16 protein-coding genes are annotated in these 19371 nt (G+C 75.1%); 2 read left to right on the top strand and 14 right to left on the bottom strand.

All coding sequences use genetic code 11. The features are described from left to right. Positions 1 to 32 precede the first annotated feature (32 nt). Together fabG and ACFVUH_RS00635 are read left to right on the top strand one after the other, a co-directional pair. Positions 33 to 791: a 3-oxoacyl-ACP reductase FabG gene (gene fabG, locus ACFVUH_RS00630; RefSeq protein WP_355374715.1), complete on the top strand. Its 759-nt coding sequence runs from the start codon at positions 33 to 35 to the stop codon at positions 789 to 791. A 216-nt stretch (positions 792 to 1007) separates the two neighbouring features. Next, positions 1008 to 2384 carry a S8 family serine peptidase gene (locus ACFVUH_RS00635; protein WP_387910200.1) on the top strand — a complete coding sequence of 459 codons (1377 nt, stop codon included), beginning with the start codon at positions 1008 to 1010 and terminating at the stop codon, positions 2382 to 2384. Positions 2385 to 2435: 51 nt separating this feature from the next. Here the strand turns inward: ACFVUH_RS00635 and ACFVUH_RS00640 are convergent, their stop codons facing one another. From ACFVUH_RS00640 to ACFVUH_RS00705, 14 genes are all read right to left on the bottom strand, one after another. Next, positions 2436 to 2618: a DUF397 domain-containing protein gene (locus tag ACFVUH_RS00640; protein WP_355374709.1), complete on the bottom strand. Its 183-nt coding sequence runs from the start codon at positions 2616 to 2618 to the stop codon at positions 2436 to 2438. Then, positions 2615 to 3496: a Scr1 family TA system antitoxin-like transcriptional regulator gene (locus ACFVUH_RS00645; RefSeq protein WP_387910202.1), complete on the bottom strand. Its 882-nt coding sequence runs from the start codon at positions 3494 to 3496 to the stop codon at positions 2615 to 2617. The genes ACFVUH_RS00640 and ACFVUH_RS00645 overlap by 4 nt, the downstream gene beginning before the upstream one ends. A gap of 404 nt (positions 3497 to 3900) precedes the next feature. After that, on the bottom strand, positions 3901 to 4980 hold the full coding sequence (locus tag ACFVUH_RS00650; RefSeq protein WP_387910204.1) for a DUF6183 family protein: 1080 nt from the start codon (positions 4978 to 4980) through the stop codon (positions 3901 to 3903). Positions 4981 to 5112: 132 nt separating this feature from the next. Continuing rightward, positions 5113 to 5571, bottom strand: coding sequence for a hypothetical protein (locus ACFVUH_RS00655; RefSeq protein ID WP_387910206.1), 459 nt, complete (start codon positions 5569 to 5571; stop codon positions 5113 to 5115). Positions 5572 to 5607: 36 nt separating this feature from the next. Then, entirely contained in the window at positions 5608 to 7611 is a 2004-nt protein-coding gene (locus ACFVUH_RS00660; RefSeq protein ID WP_387910208.1) for a hypothetical protein, read from the bottom strand. 843 nt (positions 7612 to 8454) lie between these two features. Next, a complete protein-coding gene (locus ACFVUH_RS00665) occupies positions 8455 to 12597 on the bottom strand; it encodes a LysM peptidoglycan-binding domain-containing protein (RefSeq protein WP_387910209.1) in 4143 nt (1380 codons plus the stop codon). Further along, positions 12597 to 13073 (bottom strand): hypothetical protein, encoded by a 477-nt coding sequence (locus ACFVUH_RS00670; protein ID WP_387910211.1) that lies wholly within the window; start codon positions 13071 to 13073, stop codon positions 12597 to 12599. Before ACFVUH_RS00670 ends, ACFVUH_RS00665 begins: the two co-directional genes overlap by 1 nt. A 158-nt stretch (positions 13074 to 13231) precedes the next feature. Continuing rightward, positions 13232 to 13759, bottom strand: coding sequence for a TadE/TadG family type IV pilus assembly protein (locus tag ACFVUH_RS00675; RefSeq protein ID WP_387910213.1), 528 nt, complete (start codon positions 13757 to 13759; stop codon positions 13232 to 13234). Then, positions 13756 to 14133 (bottom strand): TadE/TadG family type IV pilus assembly protein, encoded by a 378-nt coding sequence (locus ACFVUH_RS00680; protein WP_387910215.1) that lies wholly within the window; start codon positions 14131 to 14133, stop codon positions 13756 to 13758. The genes ACFVUH_RS00675 and ACFVUH_RS00680 overlap by 4 nt, the downstream gene beginning before the upstream one ends. Positions 14134 to 14174: 41 nt before the next feature. Further along, entirely contained in the window at positions 14175 to 14453 is a 279-nt protein-coding gene (locus ACFVUH_RS00685; protein ID WP_387910217.1) for a hypothetical protein, read from the bottom strand. Between the two features lie 59 nt (positions 14454 to 14512). Continuing rightward, positions 14513 to 15391: a hypothetical protein gene (locus ACFVUH_RS00690; protein ID WP_387910219.1), complete on the bottom strand. Its 879-nt coding sequence runs from the start codon at positions 15389 to 15391 to the stop codon at positions 14513 to 14515. Continuing rightward, entirely contained in the window at positions 15388 to 16431 is a 1044-nt protein-coding gene (locus tag ACFVUH_RS00695) for a type II secretion system F family protein (protein ID WP_387910221.1), read from the bottom strand. Before ACFVUH_RS00695 ends, ACFVUH_RS00690 begins: the two co-directional genes overlap by 4 nt. Beyond that, the gene (locus ACFVUH_RS00700; RefSeq protein WP_387910222.1) at positions 16428 to 18092 is read right to left on the bottom strand and encodes a CpaF family protein; all 1665 of its coding nucleotides are present in this window, start codon (positions 18090 to 18092) and stop codon (positions 16428 to 16430) included. Before ACFVUH_RS00700 ends, ACFVUH_RS00695 begins: the two co-directional genes overlap by 4 nt. Continuing rightward, positions 18082 to 19371: a hypothetical protein gene (locus ACFVUH_RS00705; RefSeq protein WP_387910223.1), complete on the bottom strand. Its 1290-nt coding sequence runs from the start codon at positions 19369 to 19371 to the stop codon at positions 18082 to 18084. Before ACFVUH_RS00705 ends, ACFVUH_RS00700 begins: the two co-directional genes overlap by 11 nt.

Here is a 19371-nt window from a genome sequence, read left to right on the forward strand (position 1 = left end):
GCCGGACCTCCATCCCCCGAGGAGCACGCAGCATGACTCGTTTCGCAGGCAAGGTCGCCGTCGTCACCGGCGGGGCGCAGGGCATCGGCGCGGCCACCGCGCGCCGGCTGGCCGAGGAGGGCGCGACGGTGGCCGTCGTCGACCTCTCGGCCGAGCGGGCCGCCGGGACGGCCGAGGAGATCGTCGCCAAGGGCGGCACGGCCCGGGCGTACGGCTGCGACGTGGCCGACTACGACGCCGTGGAGGAGGTGTTCGCCCGGATCGCCGAGGACCTCGGCGGCCTCCACATCCTGGTCAACAACGCCGGGATCACCCGGGACAACCTGTTCTTCAAGATGCCCAAGGCCGACTGGGACGCGGTGCTGACGGTCAACCTGACCAGCGCCTACAACTGCAGCCACGTGGCGCAGAAGTACATGGTGGCGCAGAAGTGGGGCAAGATCGTCTCGCTCAGCTCGCGCTCGGCGCTCGGCAACCGCGGCCAGGCGAACTACGCCGCCGCCAAGGCCGGCATCCAGGGCCTGACCGCGACCCTCGCCATCGAGCTGGGCCCGTTCAACATCAACGTGAACGCGGTGGCCCCCGGCTACATCGCCACCCCGATGACCGCCGCGACCGCCGCCCGGGTCGGCGCCACGGCCGAGGACCACCAGTCCGAGGTGGCCGCCCGCACACCGCTGCGGCGGGTGGGGCAGCCGGAGGAGATCGCCTCGGTGGTCGTCTTCCTGGCGAGCGAGGACGCCTCGTACGTCAGCGGCCAGACCCTGTACGTCAACGGCGGAGCCCGCTGACCCGGGCACTGACACGGCGAACACTTCTGACGGTCAGTCAGCAAGCCGTCCCCGGTGTTGGGTTACCTTCGCCTGGGACGGCCTTGACCTTTTCCGGTGGCCGAAGGCGACCATGCCGACAGCATGAAATGACTATGGCATGATCATGCGGCTCTCGATGGGATGGCCGGACCACCCCGACCGATCCCGGTCGGGCCCAGCGTCCCGAGGAGTCCCATGGGCAGCTCCCACTCCCTCCGCCGCGCCCTGGCCCTGCTCGCCGTCGGGGCCACCGCCCTGGCGGCCGGCACCGTCTCCGCCGGCACCACCACGTCCGCCGACGCGAGCGCACCGGTCACCCACCGCGCCGCGGGCGTCCACGTCCGCCCCGCCTCGGCCGGCCATGTGAACGCCGCCGGCCGCACGGCGCCGCTGACCACCTCGCAGTGCGTCAGCGAACTCGGCATCCACTGCTACTCCCCGCTCCAGTACCGCGAGGCCTACAACCTGAACGCCCTCTACCGGGAGGGCGTCACCGGCAAGGGCCGCACCATCGTCATCGTCGACTCCTTCGGCTCGCCCACCATCCAGCACGACCTGGAGGTCTTCGACAAGCAGTGGGGCCTGCCGGACACCCAGGTCGAGGTGGTCAAGTGGGGCAACGTCCCGCCGTTCGACCCCACCAACCCCGACCACACCGGCTGGGCCGGCGAGGCCACCCTCGACGTCGAGTACGCGCACGCCGTCGCCCCGGACGCCCACATCATCCTGGTCGAGACCGGGGTCGCCGAGACCGAGGGCACCACCGGCCTGCCCGAGATGATGGACGCCGAGCAGGCCCTCATCCGCTCCGGCCGGGCCGACGTCATCTCACAGAGCTTCGGCGCCACCGAGAACACCTTCCCCGGCTTCGACAAGGGCGACTTCCGCTCGCTGACCGACCTGCGCTACGCCTTCAAGGAGGCCGCCGCCCACGACGTCACCGTGCTCGCCTCCTCCGGCGACAACGGCGCCACCGACGCCAAGGAGAACGGCACCGACCTCTACCCCTACCGGGTCAACTCGTGGCCCTCCTCCGACCCGCTGGTCACCTCGATCGGCGGCACCCAGCTCACCCTCGACGACGCCGGCAGGCGCACCGCGCCCGACAAGGTCTGGCACGACGCCTACGGCGCGGGCGGCGGCGGGGTCTCCGGTGTGTTCGGGCGACCGCTGTACCAGGCGGGCGTCGCCAAGGTCACCGGCGACCACCGCGGCACCCCGGACATCAGCATGAGCGCGGCCGTCGACGGCGGCGCGTGGACGTACGAGTCCTACGACCCCACCCGGACCGGCTGGCACCTCACCGGCGGCACCAGCGAGGCGGCACCGATCTTCTCCGGCGTGGTCGCCCTCGCCGACCAGCTCGCCGGCCGCCGCCTCGGCCAGCTCAACTGGCGCCTCTACGGCCTCGATCTGCTCCCCGCGCAGCGCAGCGGCCTGGTCGACGTGACCACCGGCGACAACTCCTGGGACAGCGTCACCGGCTACCAGGCCACCAAGGGCTACGACCTCGCCAGCGGCCTCGGCACCATCGACGCCGCCCGCTTCGTCCACGCCCTCGCCGGACGGTAGAACAGGAAGCGGCCGTCCCCACCGGGGGACGGCCGCTTTCGGCGCTGTTCGTCAGATCGCCTGCGCGAACTCGACGAAGGACTTCCAAGCAGCCGGGGAGAAGCCGAGCCGAGGACCGGACTTGTCCTTGGAATCACGCACCAGCACCGACCCCGCCGTCTCGGCGACCTCGACGCAGTCTCCGCCCTCGCCACCGCTGTAGCTGCTCTTGAACCACACCAGATCGCCGCTCATCGCTCTCCCAGCATCTTCTCGATCAAGGACAGGGACTCCTGCGTGGAATGTGCCTGCGCCCTGAGGGTGCCGTATCGCGCATTCAGGAGGCGGACTTCCTCAGCGTCCGTGATGAGCCTACCGTTCATCTGAACCTCCAAGTAGCCGGTCTGCGGACGCCCCTTGGGCGTGAACAGCTTGAAAGAACCGTCCATACCGGCATTCTCGGCCCGGTCCACCGGCATGATCTGAAGCGTCATGCCACGGGTGTTGCCGATCTCCAAGAACCTTTCGAGCTGTGCCCTGTGCACCTCTGGACCACCAAGCCGTCGAAACAGAACGCTCTCGTCGATCACCCAGCTGAAGACAGCCCGGGGCCAGCGCGTGAGGATCTCCTGTCGCGCCATCCGAGCTGCCACCCGAGTCTCGACCGTCTCCTCCGTCAACAACGGCTGCCGCATCCGGAACACGGCCCGGGCGTAGTCCTCCGTCTGGAGGAGCCCCGGCGCCAGATAGGCGCTCCAGTCGTGAAGTTCGAGGGCTTCGGCCTCCAGGCCGGCATAGTTCCGGAACCACTCGGGGTGCCGCACTCGCGCCTTGGCCTTCGCCCGCTCGATGTCGCCCGCCATGGCGATCAGCAGCCCTCTCGCGTCCAACACCCGCTCCGACGCCTCCAGCAACTCCCGCTGCGGCGTCCGCTTCCCCTGCTCCACCGCGCCGATCAGGCTCTCGGTGTAGCCGACCTCCTTGGCGAACTCCTTCTGCGTCATCCCTGCCAGCTCACGCAGGATCTTGATCTGCCGCCCGACCGCCCGGAGGAAGTCCGACACCTCCGACAGGTCCTCGTCCAACTGCGGCCGCGCATCGCCGCTCTCGCCGCCGCCCCGAACCTCAGCCATCTCGGCCTCCCCTGATCTCCACCACGCCGCACTGTCCGCACACATGCAAGCACGCACCGTGCCCACCGAATGCATCGTCAGCGTAGTCCGGGAGAAAGCCCGTTCCCCCAGGATCCGCAGTCCCCCTCGGCACCCCCGGGGCCGCCCTCCACCTCCGAGAGTCGCCCCGCCGGACCACAGGCGGCCGTCCCGATGCTCAACTCCCCTGCACCGGAGGCGCTTCCACCCGCACTGGGTCACACTCGCGGAGCCGGCCGCCAACGGCACACACCGGGGCGTGGATTCGCGTCGCACCTCGCGCTCACCTCCACGCGCCGGGCGTGCACCACCGTGCTCCGCGACCGTCGACGACCGTTGGCGGACATGCCGGAGTGGGAAGTCGGACCGGCCGACTTCCCACTCCGTCAGTCGGTCGCCGTCGCGGCGAGAAAGGCCAGCCTGCGGCGGTCCGGGCCGACGGCCAGCACCCCCAGGTCCCACACCACCCGGTGGAACCACGGGGTGTCCGCACCGAACCGGTACCAGGCACAGCGGCGGACGTGCTCCTCGACCTCGCCCGGCGACGCGTCCGCCCGTGCCCCGGCGAGCGCGGCCAACGCGCGCCAGGCGTGAAGCTGGCCGTACGCGCCGTAACAGCCTGACTCGTACGGGCCGCCGGTGGACGCCGCGGCGAACAGTACCCGCCAGACCTCGGCGGGCTCGACGGCGACCACACCGAACGCGGTCGCCCTTCCCGGCGGTGGCAGTTCCCCCAGGTCGGCCAGGCAATCCGGACTCAGCCCGACGAGGGCGTACGGCACCGCTCCCGGCTCCAAGGGCTCCGCGAACGCGAAGGTCCGCGCCTCGACGCGGGCCTCCGACTGCTCACCCTCGTCCACCCAGTTGGCCACCGGTGCCGCCAGGGCCTCGGCGATCGCGGCGGTTGTCGTCTCCACCGCCGCCGGCACCCTGTCGGCCTGCCGGGGCGCCGGGTGGCGGTCCTCCGGACCCCCGTACGGCAGCCCGCAACTGCTGCCGTCAACCGAGTAGTACGGGAGATCGGGCTCGGACTCCGCCACCATCGGCGTCAGCGGCAGGCCGCCCAGGGGGTGACCGTTCCAGTGCGGCGAGGTCACCCACCCGGCGATGCCCGGTATCTCCTCCACCGGGACGCCCCTGAGCACGAGTTCGTGCAGCAGGCAGGCCCGCAGCTCCTCCGAGACCACCGCGGCCGTGTCCCCGTCGTCGAACACCACGGCCAGATCGGCCGGCCGCCGGCACGCGGCCAGCACCGACGCCAGGTAGCGGTCACGCTCCGGATCGTCCGGCCCGGCCGCGGCGAGCATCCGCAGCAGCTGCCCGACGTGCCCGGCGCCGGGCGTCACCGCGAGCAGCCGCACCAGCCGGTCGAAGAGCCTGTCGAACTCCGCCGCCGAGCGATGGTGCCGCGCCAGCCCGATGCCGAGGTTCCGCCACGAAGGCCGCCTCGCCGTGTTTGAGGCCACGGCCCGCCAGCCTCTCCATTTTCCGAGCGTTCCGGCTGGTCAGCGGCTTCGTCAGGATCTTCGACAGCGCATCGTCCACGGCGGTGAGCATAGGCAGCCGCCGGGGTGCGGTCGCCCGGGTTTCCCGGTCGCTCAGTCTTCCGGTGCCCGGTCCCGGGCCATCGCCCGGGCCTCCCAGGGTTCGAGCCCGCCCCGGAAAACCCGGGAATCCCGCCAGGTCCCCTCCCCGGCCAGCGGGACGCCCACCAACAGGCGGCGGCCCGACTGGGTCACCTCGACCTCACCGGCGATGACGGCCCGAAGGAAGTCGAGCGCGAGGCACGTCGGCACCCAGTCGAAGACGTAGGAGTCGAACATGATCCGGCAGGAGTCACCGCCGTCCACCAGCATGACGATGAAGAAGTGGTCCTCCGAGGCCCCCAGACGGAGGTCGAAGGATCGCGGCGGAGCGACCGGCACCACCTCCACCTCCTCGAACAGGCCCGACGCCTCGACCTCCGCGACGAACTCCGCCACGTCCGTCGGCGGCCAGGGCCCGCCGGTCCGCAGGGAGCGTTCGGCGTGGCGGCGATTCTCCTGCCACCGGGCCAAGGCGTTCGTGATCGCCGACAGGGCGCCCATCCCGGATCAGGCGGAGCCGGGATGGGTGGCGGCGAGGGTCGCGAGGTGGCGTTCGGCGGCACGGAGCTTGCGGCCGTCGGGGCCCGGGAGGTGGGCACGCAGTTCGATGATCTCCGGGGCGATCCGGAGCGCCTCCGTGCGGTCCGGGATCGCCCGCCAGCAGGCCTCGGCGTTGGTCGCCGCGTGCTGGGTCTCCGGGTGCTCGACCCCGTGGCTGCGGAGCATGGAGAGGGCGACCTCGCGGTAGATGTCGGCTGCCTCGGCGGGCCGCCCCGCGAGGCGGGAGACGTGCGCGCGGACCTGACGGACCTGCAGCACCGGGGCGGAGTCCGGACCGTGCTCGGCCATCGCCTCCAGTTCGAGGGCGAAGGCCAGGTCGGTGGCGGTCGCGTGGTCGCCGGCGTCAGCGCTGTGGACGATCCGGCCGATCACCTCGCGGTAGTCGGCGCGGGGCTGGGAGAGGTCCGCCTCGGGAGCGGGCTCGGCCTCGGGGCCGGACTCCTCGGTCGCCACCACCACGGCCACCGCCACCGGCTCGGGCTCGGGCTCAGCCTCGACCTCGGGCTCGTCGGCGCGCTCGTCGGCGGACGCGGGAGCGGGCTCGTCGACCGGCACCGGCTCAGCCTCCGCCTCCGCCTCGGGCTCCGGATCGGGGGCCGGTGGCTGCCAAGCCCCCGGCTTCACGAGGTCGACCGGCTGCGGCGGGAGCGGCGGTGTGGGCGGCACGCCGGGCTTGAGCAGGTTCACCGGCCCCTCGGGCAGCGGTCGATCGGGCAGCGGTCGATCGGGCAGCGGTCGATCGGGCAGCGGTCGATCGGGCACCGGGGCGGCGACGACGGCGGCCGGCTTGTCCAGGACGACGGCCGGACGCGGCACCGCGTCGCGCGGCGCTTCGCCCCACGGCCGCTCGTCCGTCCACGCCGTCTCCTCGTGGGCGGCGACCGGGCGGGGCAGCACGGCGGCCGGGCTCGGCCCCTCGTACGGGACGGCGTCGGCGAACGGTCCCTCGCCGCGCCGGGCGGTGTTGCGGAAGAACGGGAGGTCCGGCGCGTGCGTGCTGAACACGACCACGTCCGGGCGCAGCACCGAGTACACCTGCTGGCGCAGCTGTTCGGGCGCCAGGACGGCCTCGGCGCCCGGACGGCCGCCGTGCAGGGCCTCGATCAGCGCGCGGGTGAACGTGCCGATCTGCTCCGGGTCGGGGCTGACCACCGCCCACAGCGGCAGGCCGTCGCCGAGCGAGGAGACGGTGCCCTGGAGCAGCGGCCAGGCGTTCTGGTCGGCGCTCAGGTCGGCGATGACCAGGGTCTGCCACTCCGCCGGGCGGTGCCGCAGCTCACCGGCGACCGCCTGCCAGGCGAGGCCGTCCTGACGGATGCTGCCGGGCTTGGAGTCCCGCAGGGTGAGGTGGAGCTGGCCGCCGCGCTTGTCGGCGAGCAGGTGGCCGCCGAGGTGGACGAGCAGCGGTCCGGGGTGGCGGGCGGCGGCGCGCAGGTGGGCGAGGACGGTGTGCGGGTCGCTGGCGCCGGGCAGGTGGACGGCGTCGACGGCGTCGGCGGCGAGCAGCACCTGCGGGGAGACGGCGGCGAGCATCGCGGACAGCACCGGCGCCTGGGCCGGTCCGCCGCGCCCCCAGGTGCGGCGGCCGGAGGTGCCGTAGCCGCCCTCGACGACCAGGATCCGTCCTCGCGGCCCGCCGCCCAGGCCGCCGGGACCGGGCAGGCCGTGCACGGGGGTGGTGCCGGGAGCCGTGTACGGCGGCGGGGCGGCCGTTCCGCCGGGGGCACCACCCATGGCGGGCATGCCGGTGACGGTCCATCCGGTCGACGGCGCGGGCGGTCCGGGCACCGGGCCGGGCGCGGGCAGCGGGGCGGGGGGTTCGTACAGGGCGGCCGGGCCGGGCGGGTGCTCCTCGTAGGCGTTGCGCGCGGACGGCGGCGGTACGGCGTCCCGGGGACCCGCGTCCGGTACGGGCTCCGGACCTCCGGGGACCGCCTTCGTCTCCGCCATCTCCAGGTCACCGCCCCGCCCCGCCGCCCAGCGGCGTTCTGCTGCCTCGTACCCCGCGTGGTGCCGGTCACCACACCCGTGTGCGCCACCCTACGAGATCCCGCCACACCCGATCCAGGCCGGGTCGGCGTTCCACCCACCCGTCCCCCCGGAGTGGGAGGTCGGCCACGCCGACTTCCCGGGCCCGAGCCCTGCACACCAGGCGAACCGTCAAGGCAGGCGCCTGCAGAAAGGTTTCATCACCCGGCCACCGGAGCGAAAGGTCGACCCACCCCGACTTCCCACCCCCGAAGCCGGCGCGGAGCAAGTAGAAAGGTCTCACCACCCCGCCGACCTCCCACCCCCGGGCCAACCCCCAACAGTCACGACATCAGAGCGGCCCCCGAACCCGCAGCGGGCGCACAGGACCCGGCGGGCGGAGTGGAAAGTCGGCGCCGTCGACTTTCCACTCCGCGGGCCAACCCGACAGCCAGCACACCAAGCAGGGAAAGCACCCCGCCAGCGGAACAGGAAGTCGACCCCACCGACCTCCCAATCCCGGCGCACCCAGCAAGGCGGGGCACCAGGGCAGCCGAGAAGCGGGCAGAAAGGAATCGCCTCCCGGGCGGCGGAACAGGAAGTCGGCGCCGCCGACTTCCCACTCCCAGCAGACCCCGGCACGCCGGGCAGCAGGGTGGGCGCAAAAGGGGCAGAAAGGTATCGCCTCTCAATGACGGTGGAGTGGGAAGTCGATGACGCCGACTTTTCACTCCCTCAGCCAACCCTGCAGCCAGCCCATCAAACAGGGGAAGCGGCCGGGCGGCGGAGTAGGAAGTCGGCTACACCGACTTCCTACTCCGGGGGTCAGGAGCCGGCGAGGAGGTCGCGGAGGAGGGCCACGGTGTCGGCGTCCAGGTCGCGGCCGGTGCGGCGGCTGAGGGCGTCGAGGCGGTTGACGGCGCGCAGGAGCTGGTCGCGGGCGCCGGCGGAGGCGTAGGCGTAGAACAGGTCGCGGTGCAGCAGTTCGACGTCCGGGGCGACGGCGAGGCCGCGGAAGACGGCGGCCTCGGCGCTGCGGTGGTCGCCGTACTGGAGGCGGCGGGCGGCGAGTTCGTGGGCGGTGTCGACGATCGCGGCGATCATGTCCTGCCGCTCGCTCTCGGCCCAGCCGTAGGCGGCCGGCGGGGCCTCGGCGAACGGGGCGCCGCGGACCAGGGCGAGGGCGTGGGCGAGGGCCGCGTCGGCGGTGGCGCTGGTGCTGCGCATGCCGCGCCGGTAGAGGCTGCGGAACTCGTCCCAGTCGCAGGTGACGGCCGGCGCGAAGGTGTAGCCCTCGGCCGAGTCGGTGGCCAGGAACGGCCGGCCGTCCGGGGCGGTGCCCAGCCAGGCGGCCAGGTCGGCGAGTTTGACGGGCAGCGGGCTCCCGCCGTCGACCGCGGCGGGGTGCGGGTCGAGGTGGGCCGCGCCGGGGTGCAGGTCGTGGTCGAGGGCGTTGTGGTCGGCGCCGGGGCGCAGGGCCAGGTAGGCGGCGAGTTCGGTGAGCCGGACGACCGCGCCGGGTTCGGCGCTGCCGCCGGTGCCCGCGACGTCGACCGGGCCGAGCAGCCGGATCCGGGGGGTGGCCCGGGTGGCGTGCGCCTCCGGGGAGCGGAGGATGGCGAGCAGGTCGTCGCTGTCGCTGCGGCCGGAGGTGGTGCGGGCGACCGGGGCGGACGCGGCCGGGCCGGGCTCGGGGCGGGCGGGCACGCGCGGGTCGGCGCCCGTGGGGGCCGGGGCCGGGTCGTGCGTCGGCACCGGCTCGGGGACCCGCTCGGGCGCGGGGACCGGGGCGGGCCCGGGGATCGCCACCGGGACGGGCGCGGCGTCGAGCGCGGGCGCCGGGGCCACCGGGGCCACCGCCTGAACGGGCGCGACGGGCTCAGCGGGCTCAGCGGGAGGAGCAGCGGGAACACCAGGAGCAGCGGGAACCACAGGCGCGACGGGCCCGGGCAGGCCGAGGTTCTGCGTGGTCTCGTCCCCGTCGAAGCCGCCCGATCCGTCCGGATCCTCCGTCGCCGGCTCCACGACCGGTTCCGCGACCGGTTCCACGACCGGCCCCACGACCGGCCCCACGACCGGCCCCACGACCGACTCCACCGGCACCGGCGCGACCGGGAAGGTGACCGGGAAGGCGGCCGCCGGTCCGGTCGGCACCGCGGCGGCGCCGGCCTGGCGGCCGAGCCCGTTGATCAGGTGGCGCGGGGCGGGCAGCGCGGCCGGTCCGGCGCCCGCGAACGGGCTGGCGCCGGTACCGATCACCCGGGCCAGCAGCCGCGGCGCGGCCGCCCCGGGACCGCCGTCGGCGTCCTCGTCCGGGTCGTCCCCGTCGTCCGGCCCGCCCAGGGCGGCGTCCAGCGCGGCGAGCGAGAAGCCGCCCGCCGGGCCGTCCGCGCCCGGGCCCGCGGCGGCGCCGACGCCGGCGAGCACCGGGACGGGCACCGGCAGGTCGGCGGGCTCCAGCTCCTCGCCGTCCAGGGTCCAGGCGGGGGCGGGGTGCTGGGTGGTGTCGTCGGCGCTCCGGAGCAGCTCGGTGACCTGCTCGTACTGGCCGGTGGTCAGGCGCTGCAGCTCCAGGGAGACGTTCAGGCCGGGGATGACGGCCTGGCCGGTGGCCGGGAGGGTCCAGCGGGCGACCGGGCCGGTGCCGCGCTCGGGCGCCCGGGTGATCACGGCGACGCAGGTGCGGGGGCGGGCGTCGAGCAGCCGGCCCAGCTCCGCCGGGACCTCCCCGCCGGGCTGGTGGGCGCAGAGCACGATCTCGGGGACCCAGGACTCGTCGGCCAGGCCGCGGCTGCGGGCGTCCCGGGGGCTGGCGGCCTCGGCGGCCACCAGCGTCGCGCGGGCCTTGGCGGTGCGCGGGCCCAGGGCGGCGAGCGCGGCCTCCAGGGTGGTGTGACGGTGGATCCGCTCGGCGGCGGGGCCGCTGATCGGCACCTCCTCGGCGAGGTCGACCAGGTGCAGGTGGAGGCGGTCGGCGAGCGGGCTGTGGGCGAGTTCCAGCGCGAGGGTGCGCAGCACGTCGCGGGCGTCGTCCGGGTGGCCGGAGAGGTGCAGCAGCCGGACGGTCTCCAGGTCGGCGAGGACCACCGAGCCGTCGGCGGCCGAGCCGAGGGTGACCAGCGCCGGGTAGGGGGCGGCGGTCTTGCGGGCCTGGCCGGGCGAGAGCAGGCCGTCGGAGTCGGCGGCGCACCACCAGATGTTGGGCGCGTGGGCGGCGCGGAACGGCGCGATGGGGGCGGCGGCCCCGGAGAGGTGGAGTTCGACCGTGCGGCCGGGGGTGATCCGGGCGGCGACGATCGCGGGCAGCCGCTTGCCGCCGCGCACGGTGTTGCGGGCCATGCTGCGCAGGGCGCGGTCGAGCAGGTCGAGGCCGGCGTCGTCCTGGCGGGCCTTCAGCTCCGCCTCGAAGGCGGCGGCGGGGGCGGTGGGCAGGGCGATGCGGTGCCGGGGACGGCGGCCGCGCAGCTGACCGCCGCGCTTGCGGGCGACGGTGCCGACCATGATCGCGGCGAGCAGCACGCCGACGGTCGAGGCGGCGAGGGCCACGGTGTAGTCGTCGTCGGGGGCCTGCTCGGCGTGGGCGGCGGGCGCCTGGGCGTCGGGCGCCTGGGCGTCGGTCTGCGCGGCGGGCGCGGACGGCTGGCCGGGCGCCGGGGTCTGCGCGGGCGCGGGGGCCTGGGCAGCGGGCGCGGGCGCCTCGGCGGCGGGCGCCTGGGTGCCCGGCGCGGGCGGCGGCGGGGTCGGGGCGGGCGGCGGGGCCTGCTCCGCGGTCGGCGCGGGCGCCTGGTCGGGGGCCGGCGCCGGGGCGGGCGCGGGCGCGGGGGCCTGGGCGGGCGTACCGGGCAGGGTGAGCACCATGCCCGGCGCCACGACGTCCGGGTCGGTGAGCCGCTCGCCGTCCGGCGCCTGGGCGCCCTTGTTGGCCTCGAACAGCTGCGGCCAGGCCTCGGCGTCCCCCATCGCCCGCTCGGCGATGGCCGAGAGGCTGTCGCCCTCCTTGACGGTGACGGTGCCGCCGCCCTGGGCCGCGCCGCCGCCACCGCCGGCACCGCCGCCACCGCCGGACGCACCGGTCTGCGGCGTCCCGGCCGGGGCCTGGGCCGGTGCGGGCGCGGGGGCCGGGGCCGAGGCCGCGTCGGGCTTGGCGTCGGCCGGCATCAGCAGCTTCCACCCGGGGTGGATCGGCCGGTCCGCGTCGAACCGGGTGCCCGAATCGTCCATCGTCCGGCCGTCGTTGAGCTTGGCGATCTCCGTCCACCGCTCCCCGGAGCCCAGTTGGCGCTCGGCGATGGACCAGAGGCTGTCGGCGGGCCGGCTGTCGCGCACCGTGTAGCTCGCCTGCGCGTCGGCGGCGGGCGCGATCGACGGCGCGTCCTGCGCGGCCGTCAGCGCGGCGCGCTGCACACCGGCCGTCACCTGGGCCGTCGCGGCGGTGGCCGACGGCACGTGCTCGGCGGTGGCCGCGAAGGCCCCACCGGCCACCGGCAGCAGGGCGATCACCGCGCCGACCAGACCGGCCGCGGCCCGCTGGCTCCAGCCGAAGGCCGGGATCCGCCGGGCCACCCGGCCGCGCAGCTGCGCCGGGATCTCCAGCAGCACGGAGAGCGCGAAGCAGGCCCAGCCGACCCAGCCGACCACGACCAGCAGCCACAGGAACAGCCGCCCGTCGTCGGGGCTGGTCAGCAGCGAGCCGAGGCCGTCGGGGGCGACCGGGCCCATGTCGGCCACCGCCGCGGTGCCGTACAGCAGCAGCGCGGGGACGCCGACGAGCAGGCCGAGCAGGGTGATCAGGGCCGCGAGCGCGGCGAGCACGGCGCCGCCCCGGCCCCGTCCGCCGCCGCCCCGTCCGCCGCCGCCCGCCCGATGGGACGGCTGCGACGCCGGCCGCCGGCCGGACGCGGGGGTGGCGGGCACACCCCGGGCCGGACGCCCGGCACGGGTCTGGTCCTTGACGCGTGGCGCGGCCATCAGTCGGTCTCCGCTTCCTTGACTCCGTGGACGAGGGTGGCTCTCCCCTTGCCCGTGACCTTCCGCTTCGCGAGCTCGCCCAGCATGACGGGACGGAACTCGGCCTGCACCGTGATCTCGACGGTGGCGCCGCCGTCCAGGAAATCCACCTTGGAGGTGCTCAGCCCGTACAGCTTGAGGTAGCCGTTGGCCGCCTCCTCGACGTACGTCCGCTTCACCTTGTACCCCTGGCCCTGCAACAGGGCCGCCTCGTCGAGCTGTTGACCGCCCACCCGGGCGGCCTCCTGGGCGTAGCCGTCCACCTGCTCCGCCAGCCGCAGCTTGCCGCCGGCGTCGATGACCAGCGCGATGACCAGCACCACGTAGCCCGCGCACATGGCGACGAAGATCGACAGCGCGCCCCGGTCGTCACGCCCGCCGAGCGGCCCGCCGAGCCGGGCGCGACGGAACCGCCGCACCGCGCGTCCGCGTGCCATGGCGTTCCCTCCCCACCGGTCCGTCCGCCCTCCCCCGGGCGCCCTCCGCATGCGTCTCCCCCGCCCGACGGCTCCCCAATCCCCGTCCGGCCCGCTCGTGCTCACGATCCCGTCACCACCCGACCCACGACCTGACACATCTCCACCCCGTCCACGCCTCACTGGCCCCGGTACCGGTCGACCACCGAGACGAACCAGCCGGTGAGCGTCTTCGTCAGCGGCACGTCCGGCCCGCCGATCAGATCGCCCAGCCCGACCTCGCACCGCACCGTCACCTCGACCGTCGCCAAGGTCGCCCCGTGGCTGACCAGTTCGCCGTGCCGGACCTCCACCTTGCTGGTCCGGCAGTGCACGCCCTGCTGCTCCATCGCGTGCTCGGCGGCGGCCTTCGCCGCGCCGTCCATCCCGTCGACGCTGCGCGCCAGCGACGCCGTCCGGGCGGCGGACCGGGCCGCCGCCTCCACCGTGCCGCCGGCGGTCTGCACCCGGCCGGCCGCGACCGCGACCAGGATCAGCGCGACCACGGCGGGCGCGATGATCGCCGCCTCGACGGCGGTGCTGCCGCCGTCGCTCCGGCGCGCCGACCGGGTGGGACGGCGGACGGTGAACCGCCGCACCCACCCGGCCGGCCACCCGTCCGACCATCCTGCCGAGCGCGCGGCCCGGTTCCGCACCCGGGCGCTCACGGCCGCGCCTCCGTCGGCGGGACGAAGCGCTCGCGCGGCGCCTCGGCGAACTGGGTGACGGTCGGAGGCGTGATGAACGGCACGATCACCGGCGCCTTCACCTCCACGGTGACCCGGATCAGCACCGGCGAACTGCCGTCCGTGACGACGCGGTGGTCCGTATCCCCCTGACGGTCGAGGAAGTCCCCGGCCTGCCGGCGCGCGGCCTCGTTCTTCTGCTCGTCGGTCCGGTTCCCCTGGATCCGCCCGGCGTCCACGCCCTCGCGGGCAGCGCTCAGCGCGAGCTGGCGGTGGTACCACCACAGCCCGGTCTGGGCGACCGTCAGGACCAGGATCAGGACGACCGGGAAGACGATGGCCAGGCTCAGGCTCATCGACCCTCGGTCGGAACGGCGGAGGCGACGACGGAGGATCATCAGGTGGCCGCACCGCCGTGCGGGTAGTTCGGGTTCTCCTCGACCTTCTTGACGACGTTGTCCTTCAGGTTGACCAGCGCGACCGTCACCAGACCTGCGATGAACACCAGGGCGATGACGGCCAGCGCGAGCTCGATGCTGATCGCACCCTTGTCACCGCGCGCCCGGGCGGCCTTGGCGCGGCCCATCCGGAAGTGGAACAGCATCAGGGCGAACTGGAACGGCAGCAGCATGGTGCCCGCCAATCGTCCGACCAGTGACTTGAGCTGATGGTTCATCGGGTTCTCCCAACGGTGAGGTGTGATGACGGAGGCGCTGACCTCCGCGACGGGACGGTTCAGTTGAGCATCTTGTAGAGCGCGGGGAAGATGATCAGAAGAGTCATCAGCAGCGTCAGGGCGGAGCCCGGCGCGACCATCCGCTCGCTGTCGGCGTTGGCCCTGGCGAGGTCCTCGGCCATCAGCTCGCCGCGCAGGCCCTTGGCCCTGGCCCGCAGCGTGTCGTAGACGGCGGCCCCGTCGGTGCCCGAGATCCGCATGATGTCGGCCAGGTCCTGGAGCGGGGTGAGGCCCAGTTCCACGGCCAGCGCGTCCAGCCCGGCCCACGGCGGCAGCCGGTCGGTGGCGGCCCGGTCCAGCGCGTCGCGGATCCGGCGGAACACCGCGCCCCGCCCGACCGCGGCGGCCCTGCGCAGCGCCTCGGCCGGGCCGAGGTCGGCGGCCCGTTCCATCGCGACCAGTTCCAGGTAGGCGGCGATGCCGTGCAGGTACTCGACCCGCGCCTCCTTGGCCTCGCCGCGCACGATCGCGTCCGGGACGAACCAGAGCATCGCGGCCAGCAGCGGCCCGACCAGCAGCGGCAGCGCGAACGGCAGGCTCAGGTCCATCAGCAGGGCCGCCACCACCAGGTACGGCGGCAGCACCAGCCCGAGCAGGGCGAACAGCAGCTTGTGCGCCATGAACCGGGCCGGGGTGCGGCCGATCAGGGCGAGTTCCCGCTCGGGGACGCGCACCCCGCGCAGGCCGATCGAGCGCTCGCCGATCCGGTCGAACCAGCGCGGCCGCTCGTCCGGGTCGATCGGGCGCTCGGCCGGGGTGCGGTGCAGCCGGTCCAGCGCCTGGCCCAGGTCGGGCGGCGCGGGCCGGAGTTCGGCGATCAGCATGGCGACGCCGCCTGCCGCCACGGCGCCGGCCAGCACGGACCACGGGGAGATCATCGCGCCTCCCCGAACAGTCGCACGCCGCCGTCGGCCCCGGCCACCGCGCCGGGCTCGGACCCGTCGCCCGCGCCGTCCGCGCCCGGCTCGGCGGCCGTGCCGCCCTCGGCGCGTCGGCGCAGCAGCCGCCGGCCGGTCCGGCTGCGCCGGTCCGCCTCCAGCAGCCTCGGCACCGGCGGGTACGAGGCCAGCGCCCGCATCCAGGCGATCACCCCGACGAACAGCGCGCAGACGATGCCGAGCACGACCTGCCCGAGCACGGTGCTGTACGGGCGGGTGTACTCGGTGTTGAACGAGCCCACCACCACGACCAGCAGGATGATGCCGACCAGCCAGCGGATGGTGGTGCGGTGCTTGGCCCGGTCGGCCTCGATGGTGCGCCGCTGGCGGACCTCCTCGCGCACCGACTCGGCCATGTCGGCCAGCGCCCGGGCCAGGCCCGGCCCGCTGTCCCCGGCCCGCAGCAGCAGCGCGGCGAGCACCTTGTCGGCGGTGGCGTCGGCCATGGAGTCGGCGAACAGGCGCAGCGCCTCCTCCGGGCGCCAGCGGGCCTGCAGCCGGGCGGCCAGCTCGCCGACCTCGGCCTCGATCGCGGCGGGCGCGGTGCGCCGGCTGGTGACGATCGCCTGGTTGAGGCCGACGCCGAGCAGCAGCACGTCGGCGATCCGCTGGGTCCACTCGGAGAGTGCCTCCAGCCGCTCGATCCGGTCGGTGTCCGAGCGGGTGGCGTCGAACAGCCAGGGCAGCCCGAACACCGCCAGCGGCACCAGCAGCACGCTCAGCGGGATGCCGGTGAACAGCCAGCCGAGCGGCGCCCCGATCAGCGCGATCGGCAGCTGGATGCGGCGGATCCGGGCGACCCGGTGCGAGGCGGTGCCGGGCGCGCCGTACCAGAACACGTGCAGCCGGGAGGCCAGCGGGTTGAGCTCCGCCGCCTCCCCCGACCCCTCCTCGGCCGGCTCGCTGCCGCGCGCCCAGAGCACCAGGGCGACCAGGCCGGCCGCGAGGGCCAGTCCGCAGAGCACGAAGAGCGGCATCATCGGGCCCCACCGCCGATCCGCAGGTGCAGCGGGGCGGCCCAGGCGCCGTACCGGGAGCCGAGCAGCGCGGCGTCGAAGCCGGCCCGGCGCAGGTCGTCCAGGCACTGCGGCGGGGTGTGCGGGACGGCGCGCGGCTCGCCGAGGTCGGGGCGCGGCCCGAACACGGTGTTCAGCGCCGGCCGGCCGCTCTCGCCGAGGCCGGCGACCTCCAGGACGTGCGAGACGAAGCGGTGCCGGCGCCCGCCGACGGCCGTCTCGTCGACCATCGCCACGTGCACGATGAGGTCGACCGCGTTGGCGGTGAGCCGGTAGGCGAGCGCGTCGGTCATGTGCGAGCCGTACTCCAGGCAGAGTTCCGCGATGCGGTCGACGACCATGTGCGGGCCGCGTGCGTGCAGGGTGCACATCGAGCCGCCCTCGCCGTTGGTCATGACGCGCAGCATGGGGACGACCTCGCCGGAGCGGACCTCGCCGACGATGATCCGCGAGAGCGTCATCCGCAGCGCGGCCGGGATGAGGTCGCCGATGGTCAGTTCGCCCGCCGAACGCCCGTCCACCCGTTCGCCGTTGCCCTCGCGGGCCTCCATCGGGACGACCTGGCGCAGGTGGCCGAGGGTGTGCAGCCAGAGCTCGAACTCCGACTCCAGGGTGCCGATCCGCTCGTCCGGCGGGATCTCGGCGGCCATCGCCCGCAGCAGGCTGGTCTTGCCGACGCCCTGGGTACCGGTGATCATCACGTTCTTGCGGGCCCGGATGGCCGAGGCCAGGAACTCGGCGAGGGTGGTGTCCAGGGTGCCGAGCCGGACCATCTCGGGCAGCGTCGCCGAGGCCACCCGGTGGCGGCGGATCGCCACGTACGGGCGGGGGGTGACCTCGGTGAGCGCCTGGAGGCGCATGCCGCCCTCCAGGCGCAGGGCGAGGGTCGGGCTGGCGGTGGACAGGGTGCGCTCGCCGCCGCCGTGCTGGCGGGCGAGGTCCTGGAGCAGCTCGACGAGTTCGGCGTCGCTGTCGGCGACCGGCGGGACCTGGCGCAGCGGCTGGTGGACCCGGGAGACCCAGACGTCGTCGCAGCCGTTGATCAGGATGTTCTCGATCTCCGGGTCGTCGAGGTAGGGCTGGAGCCGGCCGGCCCGGAACAGCAGGTCGAAGACGGCCTCGGCGAGCGCGCGGTCCTGGTCCCGGGTCGGCGGGATGCCGTGGGTCTGCGCGTAGGCGTCGGACCAGCGGGCGACGGCCTCCTCGATCAGCGCGCGACCGCGCTGGCGGCGGGTGGCGCGGTCGGGCTCGGTGCCGGAACCGGCGGTCAGCCGGGAGATCTGCTGGTGCAGTTCGGCGGCGACCTGGCGCTTGATCTCACGCGCGACCTGCGGATCGACGGCCGCGCGGGTGCCGGCGCCGCGCAGGTCGAGCGAGGGCAGCTGGGAGGGGACGGCGGTGGGGCCCTGGGGCTGTGCCTGGGCGTGCACGTGGGCCGCGGCGGCCTGCGGTCGCGGTTGTGACTGCGGCTGCGGTTGTGCCTGCGGCTGCGGCTGTGCCGGTGGCGGGCCGGACGGGGCGACCCGGCCGGGTGTCAGCGGGTGGACCGGGCCGGGCAACGGCGTCGTCCAGGGCAGCGCCGCAGGGTCGGTGGCGGGCTGCTGGTGCAGCGGACTACCGCGCACGGAGCACCTCCCCGTCGACGGGCTCGTGGTGGTGGGGCTGGGCGTTCGGGTACGGCTGCGCGTTCGGGTGGGGCTGTCCCGGGTACGGCTGCGGGCCCGGGTACGACTGGGCGTTCGGGTACGACTGGGCGTTCGGGTACCGCTGGGCGGCGGCGTCCGCGCCCGGGTGCGGCGGCGCGCCGTGCCCGGGGAACGGCGCGGGGGCGGCCGGCTGCGGCGCCAGCCCGGCGAGCGGCGCCACCGGACCGGTGGTGATCACCGGCGGCACCGGGCCGTACGGCTGCTGCTGGGGCTGTGGGTGGGACTGCTGTTGCTGCGGCTGCTGCTGGGGCTGTTGCTGGTACGACGGCCCGGACGGCGGCGCGGGCTGTGTCGGCCCGACCGGCCCGACCGGCCCCGGGTGGGTGTAGTCGTACCCGGCGGCCGGGGCGGCCGGTCCCGGCGCCGGGGCCGGCGGCGTCGCCGTGAGCTGCGCGGGCTGCGCCTGGGCGGGCGCGAGCCGCTGCCGCCGCCGACGGACCGTCAACTGGATCTCGTCCGCCGCCGAACGCGCCGTCCGCATCAGCTCCGAGCGGATGAACCGCCGGTCGGTGACGTCCCCGCCGTCCGACAGCACCCGGGCCGTGCGCTGCGCGTGCGGCAGCGTCCCGAGCACCGGCAGCCCGAGCTCCCGGGACACCTCGGCCCCCGAGTACGGCCCCTCGGTGATCAGCAGCAGGCCCAGCGCGTCCGAGCCGGTGCCCGCCGTGGCGAGGTCCTCGGCCAGCGCGGCCAGCCGGGGCCGGACGGCGCTCAGCCCGCGCAGAGTGGTGCGCACCGTGGCGGCGACCACGTCCGCCCGGCGGGCCAGCACCGCGCTGGTGCCGGTCGCGCCGGAACGGCCGAGGTCGAGGATCACGTCGTAGCCCTGCGGCTCCAGCCCGCGCAACACCTCCACCAGCGGCTCCCAGGTGTAGGCGAGGCCGGGGGCCTGGACCGGGTCGGTGAGGCCGGGCAGCAGCAGGCGCTCGGCGTTGCCGTCCGGCGAGATGTCGATCAGCTGCTCCCAGAGGCCCTGGGCGAGCAGCCCGCGCCGGTCGGCCACCGCGAGGTTGCGCAGCCCGTAGACCGCCTCGACCCGGCCCTCCAGGGCGCCGGCCAGGACGGCGCCGCCGTCCGGGTCGCACTCGACGAGCAGGATGCGGCGGCCGGGCTGCAGCGGCCAGGCCAGCAGCAGCGCCAGCGCCGTCGTGGTCGCGCCGGGTGCCCCCGGAGCGCCGACCACCGCGATGACGGCCAT

The organism is Kitasatospora sp. NPDC058032, assembly GCF_042885845.1.
In the GTDB taxonomy this organism is placed as follows: domain Bacteria; phylum Actinomycetota; class Actinomycetes; order Streptomycetales; family Streptomycetaceae; genus Kitasatospora.